Origin of the sequence: Paenibacillus sp. 2KB_20 (assembly GCF_052115765.1) — a bacterium.
Taxonomy (GTDB): domain Bacteria; phylum Bacillota; class Bacilli; order Paenibacillales; family Paenibacillaceae; genus Paenibacillus_AQ.
In genome coordinates, this window is the sequence record NZ_JBFRHH010000013.1 from 174,349 (window position 1) to 187,147 (window position 12,799).

Below are 12,799 nucleotides of genomic sequence, written 5' to 3' on the forward strand. Positions count from 1 at the left end.
CCCGGAATTTGTCTAAAGCTTTACCAAGATCATTGATATCCATATTCCAGGAGGCGATAGGTTTGAAGAGGATTTGGTCGAAAGGCGTATCCGCATTGCTCGTGTCCATCATGGTTGGAGGTTTGCTGATCAGCTGCACGAATTCATCAGGGAACGGAGATAACGGAGAAGGGGCAGAAGGAGAGAATTCATACAAACTCAAAATACTACACAATTGGAATGGTTCAAACGGTTCCGATGCCATAACGCCCGTAGAGGAAGTCATCAAGGAGAAAACCGGCGTTACTCTCGAATGGGAATATACGAAAGGCAGTGAGACGGAGAAGGTAAACCAGATCTTCGCCACGCAGGATTTGCCGGATATTTATACAGGGCCAGCCTGGGGCGGAGAATTGGATGGCATCATTAAGGCTGCCAAAGAGGGACAATTGGTGGATATATCGGACAAGCTGAAGGATTACCCGAACTTGTCCAAATCCATCGCGGAAGAAAATGTGCCGCCAGCATTATATGAGAAAGCGATTGACGCTTACGATGGCAAAAAATATTTGCTGCTGCAAAATCAGCCGGCCACAAACGAAGACGGCATGGATTGGCTTTATGGCTTCTACGTGCGCAAAGACATCGCCGAGAAAGTTGGCGTCGATCCGCAATCCGTTGTGACGAAGGACGATTTCTACAACTTCCTCAAAAAAATCAAGGATGCCAACCTACAGGAGAACGGCCAGCCGGTCTTTCCGCTGGGCGGTTTCAGTAACGGCTGGGCTGTTGGCATCGGCAACACCATGTTCTACTCGGGTGCAAGCTATGTAGACAAGGGCGATGGCACCGTTGAGCGCGACTTTTTTACTAAAGGCTATGAAGAATACACCCTGTTCTATCGCAAGCTGGTTGAAGAAGGGCTGCTGGACCCGGAAGCCTTTACCCAGACAGACCCGATCGCCAAGGAAAAAATCAACCAAGGCCGCATCGCCATCCTCGCCGCACACTATCCGGCCATTCTGGATGCCTCCAAGGAGTATGCCACTTCGCATCCGGGCAGCGACTACATTCCTCTCGGCCCGTTGGAGCGCGCTGACGTCGAGCCGGACAGGCCGGTTGATCTCGGAATTCAGGGTAACAACGTGACGGCCATCACCAAGAACTGTAAAGGCGCTTGCGTTGACGCAGCGCTGAAGTTCCTGGATTTCATGGCCTCGGACGAAGGCTTCATGCTGGCCAGATATGGAGTTCAGGGCGTTCACTGGGACATGAAAGATGGCAAGCCGGTTGCCAACCAGGAATGGTTTGACAAATTCAGCACGGACACCAACATGAAGCTGCGCAAGAACGAAGGCATCAGCATCGGCCTGGAATCACTAACGGGTCTTGATCGCATCAATTCGGTAGCTGGCGGAGACATCTGGGCCGAACAGGAACGGCTTGACGCCATGGAGAATGCCCGCAAAATCCTCCGACCGAACGGCATTCACGTGATTACCGCCTATAACCCGGGCGATGTTATCACGAAGGCGCCGGAATGGGAAATGCTGAAGCCATCGATGGATCGAATGGGGGATGCCTGGAAGGAAGCGGTATTCGCCAAATCGGATGAAGCGGCGATGAGCATCATTAACGAACTACGAGAACAGCTCCGCAAGACCGGATATGAGAAAGCGATGCAGTTCACGAACGAAAATCTGAAGGGGAAAGACGTGGTAACCGTTCAGATGCCGAACTGATGACTTCCATCATCAAGGGAGCCCTGTAATACGAAAGGTTTCGCAGCACCTTGGCAACCAAGGGGGCGGAGCCTTTTGTGCTCTCCTTGCCTTAGTTTTTAAAGTTTCCAAACCGCAAGGAGATGGAAGGGATTATCAAGAATTAACAAAACATGAAGGAGTTGAAGTTAAATGACAACAAAATTCAGACCTCCATCCGTTCCGCTGGTGACCGTAGATCCTTATTTCAGCGTATGGTCGGCTGCGGATCATCTCTACGATGATCATACCCGTCATTGGACGAACAAGATCCAAGGCATGGTCGGCCTTGCGATCATCGATGGCATGCCTAGACGTTTTATGGGGAAGGCAGCAACAGCGGATTCAACAGACCGTCCCGAGCTCGAAATTCTTCAACAAACCGATCTGACAGTTGAACCGGTAACCACCCGTTATACGTTTCAAGGGGAAGGCATTGAGCTTCAAGTTAAGTTCACCACGCCTTTATTACTGGATGATCTTGATCTGTTATCCCGGCCTGTAACCTATGTGACTGTTCAGGTTCGTTCGATGGATGGGCGTGAACATGATGTAAAGATCTACTTCGATGTCACAGGCGAGTGGTGCGTGCATACACCGGATCAGCAAGTGACCTGGGAGCATCGCGTAATCGATGGACAATTAAATATGATGTCGATGGGTAATGTCGAACAGCCCATCCTGCAGCGTGCCGGAGATGATACTCGAATCGATTGGGGGTATATGGTTCTGGCGGTTCCCCGTACGGAACGGATTCAGACGGTGATTCATTCTGTAACGAGCCGGGAGTCGTATGTCGGATCCGGTCTGTTACCGTCCGTAGACGATCCGCAGAAGCCGAGGGCCGTATCCGATCATACTCCTGTTATGGCAGTCGAAATCGATCTAGGCCAGGTACGAGAAGAATGGGTATCCGAGTATCTGATGCTTGCGTATGACGATATTCATGCCATCGAATATTTTAACCAGCCGCTGGATGCTTACTGGAAGCGAAACGGATTGACGTTCCACGACATGCTGTTACAGTCCGCCGCCCAATATGAAGACATCATGCAGTTATGCGAGAGCTTCAATCGCGAGCTGATGGCGGAGAGCCTTGCCGCAGGCGGCGAACAATACCGGGATATCTTGGCATTGACGTATCGACAGGCGATAGCCGCGCATAAATTAGTTGCAGATGAAGCGGGGCATGTGTTGTTTTTTTCCAAGGAGAATTTCAGTAACGGATGCATCGCTACGGTCGATGTCAGTTACCCGTCGATTCCGCTGTTCTTAAGATACAATCCTGAACTGGTCAAGGGTATGATGCGCCCGATTTATAAGTATGCCAAGAGCCCTGATTGGCCGTTCGATTTTGCGCCTCATGACGTGGGGACGTACCCCAAAGCTAACGGTCAGGTGTATGGCGAGAATAAGCTGGAATACCAGATGCCGATTGAGGAATGCGGGAATATGCTCTTGATGGCTGCCGCGGTGTGCAAGTATGAAGGGAGTACGGATTTTGCCCGGGAGCACTGGGAACCTCTTTCCACATGGGCGGGGTATTTACTGCAGCATGGACTCGATCCGGAAAATCAGCTGTGCACGGATGATTTTGCCGGACATTTGGCGCATAATGCGAATTTGTCCATTAAAGCGATCCTGGGCATTGCTGCGTATTCGTACATGTGTGACCAACTGGGCTTGCAGGAAGGGGCCTCTTATCTTGCAGCCGCTCGAAACATGGCGAATGAGTGGATGTCCATGGCGGATGCAGGAGACCATTATAAACTTACGTTCGACAGTGCCAACGATACCTGGAGTATGAAATACAATCTGGTATGGGATCGCCTGCTGGAATTAAATCTGTTTCCAAAAGAAGTTGCAGCTCAAGAGCTGGAATATTATAAGCAGAAACAAAATCGTTACGGTCTTCCGCTGGATAGCCGTGATACGTATACAAAAGCGGATTGGCTCGTATGGTGTGCCTCCATGAGTGCTACCCAATCCCAGTTTGAAGCCATGATTGCACCCTTATGGGATTTCATGAATGAAACCTCCGCTCGCGTTCCGGTGACCGATTGGTATGACACGATTAGCGGCAAGCAGATGAATTTCCAGAACCGCTCCGTAGTCGGTGGATTTTTCATCCAATTGCTTATGTTCCGACCTGAATTAAATTCGTGATAAGACAGGTGATGCCTTGTGAATAACATTAATGTTCAGGAAGAAGTCGTCCATAAAGAATTAACACAGCTGAAGCAACAATTCGAGAATCCGGACGCTACGTACCGCCCACAGCCGTTCTGGTTCCTGAATCATGAGCTTACGAAGCCGGAGCTGGAAAGCCAGATACAATCGATGTATGAAGCGGGTGTTGGCGGTGTTGTTCTGCATGCTCGTCATGGGATGCAAACCTCGTACCTGTCGCCGGCATTTATGGAAGCTTTGGAGTTCTGTACCCTGGAGTGCGAGAAGCGCAACATGGTCGTCTGGCTGTACGATGAGGACAATTGGCCAAGCGGAACGCTGGGCGGCAAGCTGACCCGTCATCATCCGGAATATCGCATGCGATACTTAAGGGTTGAAGAGAAAAGGTATATAGACGACGGACAGCAAGAAGGCTTGAAGCTGGACTTTGCACGCTATGATCACAATGAGCTTATAGCCATTCTGGCTTATCGCGCTGTCCGGCAGGACGGGGAATGGCTGCTCTGTGATGAACCCGAGGATCTCACGCATGAATGGGGAGGAGATTGGACGCCGACAACGGAGGATTCTTATATCGTGCTGGCCTGCTGGTCCTGCGAGATCGCGGAAGGCATCACGTTTGCCAAAGGATACTACTTGGATACGTTGAATCCGGATGCCGTCGAGGCTTTCATCCGGATGTCCTATGAGCCGTTTCAGTCCTTACAGAAATACTTTGGTGCAACGATTCAAGGGGTATTTACCGACGAACCCGGGCTTATGATCCATGACGGTTTCTTCGGGGTGGAAGCGATCCGCACGACCGTTCATGATGTGGACGCCACCCTGCCGGGCATGGTCTTTGCTTGGACACAGGGCATGGCACAGCGGTATCAGCAAGAGAATGGCTATGATCTCATCCCGCGGTTAGGCGCATTGTTATATAACATGGCAGACGGCAGCCGGTCAACGAAACAGCAATATTATGATACGATTACGCGCTGGTATGTTGAGGGCTATCATCATGCGATTCGTACATGGTGTGAGCGGCATGGACTGCTGTACATCGGTCATACGCTCGAAGAGCCGGTCTGGGGACAGGCGAGATCGCAAGGCAATCAGACCCGGGTGCTGCAGCAGTTTCACTACGCAGGCGTGGATTATTTAACGCCTGGCATCGGTACGAAGGAGAATCCGCATCGAATTGTATCCGTAAAGACGGCAGCTTCTGTCGCGCAGTTGAACAGCAAGGCACGGGTGATCTGCGAATCGTTTGGCGCAAGCGGTCATGGCTATTCCATGCGAGAGCGGCGACTGGATGCGAATTTCATGGCATTCCTGGGCGTTAATCTGTTCATCCCGCATGCGTTCTATTACTCGTTTGCCGGGTATCGGAAGACCGATTTCCCGCCGACGGAATTCAAACACGCGCCTCATTGGCCGCATTATCGGGCTTTTGCCGATTATCTCGGACGACTGAGTCTGCTCGGCGCGAGCGGTAAACGTACACCGGAGGTACTTCTGCTGTCGCCCATCCATACGGTATACGAAAATATGTTCGTATCCGGTCAATCGAATAAACATCCCGCTTCTGATGTTCTGTTCTCGCTCCTGTCGGATCACCTGCTTCGGGGATCCATTGATTACGACTATGTAGACGAGTGTCAGCTTCGCGAAGCCACCCTTGTTGATGGGGAAGGGGTGCGATTTAACCAGGGTGGGAACATATATTCGGTTTTGGTTATGCCTGAGATTGAGGTCATGTCGAAGGACATTGCCGCACTTCTTGTTGCCTATGTTAAGCAAGGGGGTACTCTCGTTGCTGTAGGAGCGATACCGCGACATAGCGAGTGCTTGCATCATGATCCGGAATTGGCGAAGCATGTGCATGCGCTGTTTGGTTCGACCCCGCAGCACGGGGCATTACGCCCCGTTGGCAAAGGGTATAGTCTGTTTTATTCCCTAGAAAATACGCCTCTTGATGATCCATTGGACTCGTTGTGTGAACGTATAAGCGGGTTATTAAGGAAACCCCCTGTTTTACGATGGAAGTTGATCGAAGGACAACATGAGGATTTGATTAGTGTAGAACGTGTGTTCGGAGATCAGGTATATGTGTGGCTGATGAACTGGTCGGAGAAGCCCGTTTCCATGAAGCTTGATGCAATTGAGGCGAAGTACCGAATCGAAGAATGGGACTTGGAAAGCGGAAAAATACGCCGGTTAGCCAGCGATTCCGTTCTTACCTATGCACCAGGAGAGCTGCGAGTTCTCTCGGTTGTACCTGAGGAGAGTTCAATTGGGGCAATGGAACAAATGTTCGATATGACACGGGATTCCACGGATGCCATCGTTCTTGAAGATCTGTGGCGTTTCCGGACACTTGAACCCAACGTTTGTTTACTGGACCAATGGCAGGTCACGCTGAATGACCGAAAGTCCAGGATGAATGCAACGATGCCTGGGCAAGTGAACACGTATCGCACAACGTTTACCATGACGCAGGAATTGATTGAACGATTGCAATCTCCGAGTCATCAAGTTCATTCGGATCCATTGGAGATCGACGAATTCCATAAGATATTGTTGATTCTGGACGATGTAGAGCAGAAGATCCCATCTCATATCGGCTTTCTGCAGCGCAGACGCAATCTTGAAATCTTCGTGAATGGCGTAAGGCAGAATGCGCTGCAGCCCTCTAACTGGCAGGATCAACACTATAGTAGCGTGGATATCACACCTCATCTATTGGCAGGCGAGAACGAACTTGAAATTCTGACGGTTTCATTGCTGGAACCGATGCCGGCGATTTCATTCCCTGCATTTTTGATTGGACCCTTTGTTATAGAAAATCGAGAAGATCGGATGAAGCTAAATGCGAGTTCGGAACATATGTTTGGTTATTGGTCTTCTGCCGGCTATCCTTATTATGCAGGAGCGGGAGAATACTCGCAGCAAGTGGATCTGACCCAAGTTAGCTTGGCTCCAGATGAGGAATTATGGCTGGAAGCTGACGATATTAGGGAGACGGCTTGTTTATATGTAAATGATATGCAGGCAGGAATCCGATTGTGGCCGCCTTATCACTGGAACATCACGCCATATGTTGAGCAGGGGAATAATCACATTACCATCCGTGCAGCCAATACGCTGGAGAATTTATATGGTAAGTCTGCTTTACCTTCAGGGGTGAATGGAAGGGTAAAGTTGGTTCATCGAACTTTATCAAAAAGAATGTAATATTATACGATACCTACGAAAATGACTACAGCCGAGTTCAGATCGTAGTCATTCTTTTAATATAGTTTACATAATATATAATATGTAATCTCAATTCGCGGAATTTGTGTATTCCGAGTTTCAAAGGTGGAATTTTTTCATAGGGACATACAGGATCGGAAGCTCCATTCTTACAAACTCATCGATTTACGATAACATTCTCTTAATCCTGAAGACTTACACTTAAGAAGTTTTACGAACGATAACAACTCGGAGGTGCCATGAAATGCAGCTAAAGAAGAAAACCATCATGGTTTTGGCGCTCAGCTTGTCCATTCTTTCGCAAGGCATGATCGTTCATGCCAAGGAAGATGGCGCTAGGTTTAAGCCGGAAGGAAACGGCAAATGGATGACAGGAGAGTATCACGCGCATACGTATCAATCCGATGATGCTAGTCAATCCCTGCAGGAATTGCTGGATAACGGTTTCCAAAAGTATGGTCTGGATTGGATCGCGGTCTCCGACCATCTTAGAGTTTCTAAACGGGACGACGAGGGAAATCCCCTTGCCGGTGGATCTATTCCGTTCTCCAAAGGAATGGCTCAATACCAGATTCCAAAGATCCAGCAGCTTCAGGAAGCAGGGAAATACAAGAACAACATTATCTTCTCAGGCTTTGAGTGGGACATGCCTACATATGAACATGTGGGAATTGGCATTATAGCAGGCAAATTCGGTTCAGAATCGAGCCTGAAGGCAGCCCGTCAGTTCGAGTATCTGTTCACCGATCGTGATGAAGCGATGTTCGATCCCAAAGATGTCGCCGATTGGAACAAACAAGACAGCCGGGCCTATACTACACCCGAAGATGCCAGAACAGCGCTGGCTTGGCTCCAGGAAAACTACGGAAACAGCAGTTATGCATTACTCAACCATCCTTCTAGAAAAACCGTGTATACAATAGCGGATATACGGGATTTCAATAATATTGCGCCGAATGTTGTATTCGGAATGGAAGGCATGCCCGGGAATCAGATGGAACCGGATCGCGGTGGCCTTAACTTAACCACACCGGAGAACAGAACCTACGGCGGTGCTGATTTCATGATTGCCAAGGTTGGCGGCGTATGGGATGCGCTGCTTGGCGAAGGACGCGAATTTTGGAACTTTGCGAACTCGGATTCTCATTTTGAGATTAGTGAAAACCGTTTATACTCCAGCGGGTATTGGCCGGGACAATATGCCAAAAACTACACTTGGGTGAATGGAAAAGATATGCAAAGCGTATTGGACGGGATGCGTTCGGGTAAATCGTTCTCCGTCTACGGCGATTTGATTAACGCGCTGGATTATCGCGTTCGTCACGGGAACAAGCAGGCCGAGATGGGAAGTAACCTGCAAGTGAAAAAAGGGAGCCCAATCGAAATTACGATCCGATTCAAAAGCCCAAGTAAAAACAACAACGGTGATTCTGTAACCGTAGATCATGTCGATTTGATCTCAGGTGACGTAACGGGTAAAGCGCAACCAGGTACGGCGGCTTACAGCAAAAGCACCAACGATTCGACCAAAGTGGTGAAACGGTTTACGAGCAAGGATTGGAAAATCGATCGTGATGGATACAACGTCATAACATATCGAACGAAAGCGACGAAAGATCAATATTTCCGATTAAGAGGGACTAATCTTGGCGTAAATGTTGCGGGAGAAACCAGCAATGGCGATCCGCTCATAGATCCAAAAACAGACATCGAAGACAACGAGCAGCGGTTTGCGGAAATTAATAAACGGAACTATAGCGATTTGTGGTTTTATTCTAATCCGATCTTTGTTAGTGTTGACGACAAGCCGGTTAAAGACTCTAACAAACAGGGGAAGCATCAGTAGGCTGCGACTCGCACTTTATTCAGAAGACTGCCGATTGTTCGGCAGTCTTTGTTTTTTTCACACGTAGTATAATGATGCATACATATCATATAGCTGATCACATGGATTGTATTTTGCTGCATATCCTATCATTTTATTGTACAAATTGAACGAGGGGTATAGGCTGTTAAGGAGAGGAGAGATGATATGTTTACGATCGGTGAAATATCCAAGTTGTTTCAGATCGATATCCGCACCCTCCGGTATTACGATGATATTGATTTATTTAAACCGGCATCCGTGGATCATCTGACAAATTACCGTTATTATTCGGTCGATCAATTCGAGCAGCTGAACACCATTCTGTATCTCAAGGCGCTTGGCATCCCTTTAAAAGACATTAAGCTTTTTCTGGATGATCGGGAGATTGAACATATACTAACCCTGCTCAAGGAGCAGCAGCGCAGAACGGAGGAGAAAATTGAGGAATATCAAAGAATCCAGGCGAAGATCAAAAGTCGAATTGATCAGATCGAAGATGCCTCAAATAAGGAAGAACTCTATAAAATTCGGGAAGTGGAGCTTCCCGAGAGAGTGATGGTTTTGCTGAAACAGAAAATACATAAAAGCGACAATCTGGATATGCCGATCCGTTTATTGGAGAATAGCACGAAGATGAAGTCCACCATTTTTCTGGGTAAAGTAGGATTATCGATCTCGATCGATCGTTTAATACAACGCAAATTTGATGAATACGACTCCATTTTTGTTATTGTGGAGCAGGAAAGTGAGCACAGCAGCTCCGAAGTCGAAGAGAAGATCTGGCGGAAGGGTACCTATACTTCGATTCGGTTTGCCGGGACACACGAAGATGCAGCGCCTTATTACAGAAAGCTCCTGGATTATATCGAGGAAAAAGGTTACACCCTGATCGAAGATGCGTTAGAGATTACGTACATTGACTATGGGCTTACCGGTGATCCTTCTCAATTCGTAACCGAAATTCAAATGCTTGCTAAATAAACGATTGACCCTCCAGCTGCTGGAGGGTTTATTCTTTGTATCAAAACATATTAGTAGGAGAGAACGACTGTGATAGGAACCATTGTAAACGTAACAACCATTGTTGTAGGCAGCACGATTGGAAATGTATTTAAGAAGGGGATGAGCGAAACCTATCAGGACATCCTGATGCAGGCGATGGGTTTGGCCGTCATGGCACTCGGTGTGAATTCGATCGTGAAGTATATGCCGGATAGCCAATATCCCGTCTTATTCATTATAAGTCTTGCCATAGGCGGTCTGATCGGGGAGAAGCTGAATCTGGAGCAGGGATTTAAAAAGGCGGTGTCGAGGTTTACCAAGGGAAATTTGGCTGAAGGACTAACTACGGCGATTCTGTTGTTCTGTATTGGAACACTGTCCATTATCGGACCGATCGAGAGCGCTTTGAACAATAATCATACCTATCTGTTCACCAATGCCATTCTGGATGGCGTGACGTCAATTGTACTGGCTTCAACCTTTGGCATTGGCATTATTCTATCAGCCGTGGCCACATTTTGTTGGCAAGGGTTACTGTACGTTATGGCCGGTGCAGCCTCTAGCTTTATCACGACGGAGCTGTTAACCGAAATATCCATTATTGGCGCCATTTTAATTTTTGCTTCAGGCTTAAACATTTTGGGCATTCGGAACTTCAAAACCATGAATCTTACGCCAGCGCTGTTGGTCCCAGTCGTATTCATTACGGTTAAAAATCTGCTCGGTTTTTAACATGAAGCAGGGATTCATACTTATCTCGATTTCAAGGATAACCCGCCTACGGAAGGCGGGTTTTTTGCTGTTATTCTATACCTTGCACGTTGAATAATCCATTGTTTACCTTGGTGCATAAGTTTTGTGACAATTTCAATAATATAGGAGACCGACAGCATCAAGGAATTGGACTAGGTGGATAGAGGAGAAGGAGGCTTCATCATTATGAATATAGCTGAACATAAACTGCTAGTCGCAGCGCTAGGCGGCGTTAATGAAATTGGAAAAAACATGTACTTCATTCAGTACGATCAAGATATCGTGGTCATTGATTGCGGCTCCAAATTTCCTGACGAAAACCTGCCCGGCATCGATTTGATTGTTCCTGACTTCACCTATTTGCTGGACAATGCGGATAAAGTCAGAGCTCTAATCGTCACCCATGGACATGAGGACCATATCGGAGGGATACCCTATTTACTGAAGCAGCTCCCGATCCCTGTGTATGGGACGAAGCTCACGATTGAGCTCATTAAAATCAAGCTGAAAGAGCATCGCATTCTGCGTGAATCCGAGCTTCACACGATCGATGCGAATTCTACCATTCAAGCGGGTGCCATCCACGCCTCTTTTTTTTCGACCAGCCACAGCATCCCGGACTGCGTGGGCATCGTTTTTCAGACCCCGGAAGGCAATGTTGTCCACACGGGGGACTTTAAATTTGACATGTCTCCTGTGAAGGGGCCTTATCCGGATCTGCATCGAATGGCTGATATCGGCAAGCAGGGGGTTAAGGTGTTATTGTCCGAAAGCACAAACGCCGAGAGACCGGGATTTACGCCTTCGGAACGTCTGGTTGGCGGACATATCCTGGAAGCATTCGCGCAGGCCAAACAGCAGGTATTCATCTCTACGTTTGCTTCCAACGTGAACCGCGTTCAACAGATCATCGATGCCGCCGCGGAAACAGGGCGAAAACTGATTCTGCTCGGCCGCAGCATGGTCAATGTCGTTACCGTTTCCAAGGAGCATGGCTATTTAAACATCCCCGATGACTTACTGATTGATGCAGGCGACAGCGAGCGGTATCCACCGGACAAAATCGCCGTGTTATGCACGGGGAGTCAAGGCGAGCCTATGGCAGCATTATCACGATTAGCCAACTCCAAGCATCCCCATATCGAGATTTTACCTGGCGATACCGTCATCATTGCTGCAGGAGCCATACCCGGAAATGAACGGAACCTTGCTCATGTGATCGATAATTTGTATGTGCTGGGTGCCCAGGTCATCTATGGGTCCGGCTCAGCTTCAGGGATGCACGTATCCGGCCATGGCAGCCAAGAAGAATTGAAATTAATGCTCACCTTGATGAAACCGGACTATTTGATTCCGGTCCATGGTGAATTCCGAATGCTGTATCAGCATCGGCAGCTGGCGGACTCCGTGGGGATCCCTAATGAAAATGTGTTCATCATCCAGAATGGCGACACGATACAAATCCAGCAGGGAATGGCATCCTTGGGTCCGAAAATCCCTTCAGGCAACAGCCTGGTGGACGGATTGATGATCGGGAACGTAGGCAACATCGTTTTGCGGGACCGTAGACAGTTGTCCTCCGACGGGATGCTTATTATCGTAACCACGCTCAGTAAAACGGAAAAGCAGATGGTGGCCAAACCCGAGCTCATATCCAGAGGTTTCATCTTCGTGAAAGATTCGGAGGAATTCATGAATCAAATCCACGAAATCGTTACGTCTTCCATGAAGGATTTAACGGAAACCGGGTCCACCCAATGGAATCTGATCAAGCAGACCTTGAAAGATCATGTCGGCAAATTCATATACAGCGAGACAAAGAGAAGGCCGATGATTCTGCCCATCATTATCGAAGTATAAGAGGTTGTTCAAAAAGTCCGCTTTTGATCACGAAGCGAATCAGGAAGCAGCTCGGCATCGAATCTTGAATTCAGCCGGGCCTTCCGGTGCTCACGTACCCAAAACGTACGCTCCGCTCCTGACGTCCCTAGCTTCATCCAACCTTCTC

7 protein-coding genes are annotated in these 12,799 nt (G+C 48.3%); all 7 read left to right on the plus strand.

Annotated elements, in window-relative coordinates; genetic code table 11:
• The first annotated feature begins 62 nt into the window (after positions 1 to 62).
• The 7 genes from AB4124_RS27825 (at position 63) to AB4124_RS27855 (ending at position 12,651) form a co-directional block, all read left to right on the plus strand.
• A complete protein-coding gene (locus AB4124_RS27825; RefSeq protein ID WP_430107718.1) occupies positions 63 to 1,721 on the plus strand; it encodes an extracellular solute-binding protein in 1,659 nt (552 codons plus the stop codon).
• Positions 1,722 to 1,892: 171 nt separating this feature from the next.
• Positions 1,893 to 3,905 carry a glutaminase domain-containing protein gene (locus tag AB4124_RS27830; RefSeq protein ID WP_441974846.1) on the plus strand — a complete coding sequence of 671 codons (2,013 nt, stop codon included), beginning with the start codon at positions 1,893 to 1,895 and terminating at the stop codon, positions 3,903 to 3,905.
• 18 nt (positions 3,906 to 3,923) lie between these two features.
• Positions 3,924 to 7,148 (plus strand): glycosyl hydrolase, encoded by a 3,225-nt coding sequence (locus AB4124_RS27835; protein WP_441974847.1) that lies wholly within the window; start codon positions 3,924 to 3,926, stop codon positions 7,146 to 7,148.
• Between the two features lie 265 nt (positions 7,149 to 7,413).
• Entirely contained in the window at positions 7,414 to 9,015 is a 1,602-nt protein-coding gene (locus AB4124_RS27840; protein WP_441974848.1) for an S-layer protein, read from the plus strand.
• Positions 9,016 to 9,201: 186 nt separating this feature from the next.
• Positions 9,202 to 10,017, plus strand: a complete 816-nt coding sequence (locus tag AB4124_RS27845; protein ID WP_339273290.1) for a MerR family transcriptional regulator — start codon at positions 9,202 to 9,204, stop codon at positions 10,015 to 10,017.
• A 69-nt stretch (positions 10,018 to 10,086) separates the two neighbouring features.
• Positions 10,087 to 10,770: a DUF554 domain-containing protein gene (locus AB4124_RS27850; protein WP_441974849.1), complete on the plus strand. Its 684-nt coding sequence runs from the start codon at positions 10,087 to 10,089 to the stop codon at positions 10,768 to 10,770.
• Positions 10,771 to 10,977: 207 nt separating this feature from the next.
• A complete protein-coding gene (locus AB4124_RS27855; RefSeq protein WP_441974850.1) occupies positions 10,978 to 12,651 on the plus strand; it encodes a ribonuclease J in 1,674 nt (557 codons plus the stop codon).
• The last annotated feature ends 148 nt before the right edge of the window (positions 12,652 to 12,799 follow it).